A 1,077-nucleotide genomic window follows, 5' to 3' on the forward strand; every position below is an offset into this window, starting at 1 on the left:
GACTAGGCCGTGTTTTGAAAGTAGTTCGGGTGGAGGGGTGCCGCGAAGCGGTGCCCCTCCACCTGTGAGCTGGAAAGCGCTGTCCGCGTTGGCAAATGGGTGAGGTCTCCGGTAGATGGTTCAGCGACCAAGCAGAACTTCACACCGGAGACCTCGTGGCCAGCGTAGCGGTGACGAGGCGATCGGATCTGACCGATGCCCAATGGGCGCGGTTGGAGCCGTTGCTGCCTCGTGGCAAGAAGGCGGGCCGCCCGCCGAAATGGAGCAGACGCCAACTCATCGACGGGATCCGATGGCGCACCCGGACCGGGACACCGTGGCGAGACGTTCCGGTCGAGTACGGGCCGTGGCAGACGATCTATGGGATGTTCCGGCGCTGGCAGCGGGCCGGGAACTGGGTATTCATCCTGAAGTTGCTGCAAGCCTTGGCCGATGCGGTCGGCGCGATCTGCTGGCAGGTGAGTGTGGATTCCACCATCGCGCGGGGTCATCAGCACGCCGCGGGGGCACGCCGCGACGGTGACCGACAGGTCGAACCACCCGGCGGGGTCTATCCCGAACCCGACGACCACTCGTTCGGTCGTTCGCGCGGCGGCTGGGGCACGAAACTGCATGTGGCCTACGAACAGGGATTACGGCCGTTGGCGGTGGTGCTGACCGGTGGCCAGGCCGCCGACAGTCCGCGCCTGAGCGCGGTGCTGGAGGCGGTCTGGGTGCCGCGACTCGGGCCGGGACGCGCGCGAGTTCGTCCGGATCGGGTGTTGGCCGACAAGGCGTATTCCTCTCGCGCCAACCGCGCCTATCTGGCCCGACGGGGCATCCGGGCGACCATCCCGATCCCGGCCGACCAACTCGCCAAACGCCGCAACCGCGGCGCTGGTGGCGGACGGCCACCAGCGTTCGACCCCGAGATCTACCGCGACCGCAACGCCGTCGAGCGCGGCATCAACCAACTCAAGCAACACCGCGCTGTCGCAACACGATTCGACAAACTCGCCGTCCGCTACCTGGCCACGATCCACATAGCCGCCATCAACCAATGGCTACGGTGAACCGACTTTCAAAACACGGCCTAGG

Annotated in this window: 1 protein-coding gene; it reads left to right on the forward strand. The window is 66.5% G+C overall.

What is annotated here, in order from left to right; all coding sequences use genetic code 11:
* Positions 1–155: 155 nt before the first annotated feature.
* Positions 156–1,052: an IS5 family transposase gene (locus NY1_RS41640; RefSeq protein WP_067723605.1), complete on the forward strand. Its 897-nt coding sequence runs from the start codon at positions 156–158 to the stop codon at positions 1,050–1,052.
* The last annotated feature ends 25 nt before the right edge of the window (positions 1,053–1,077 follow it).

The organism is Nocardia yamanashiensis NBRC 100130 (assembly GCF_001613325.1).
Taxonomy (GTDB): domain Bacteria; phylum Actinomycetota; class Actinomycetes; order Mycobacteriales; family Mycobacteriaceae; genus Nocardia; species Nocardia yamanashiensis.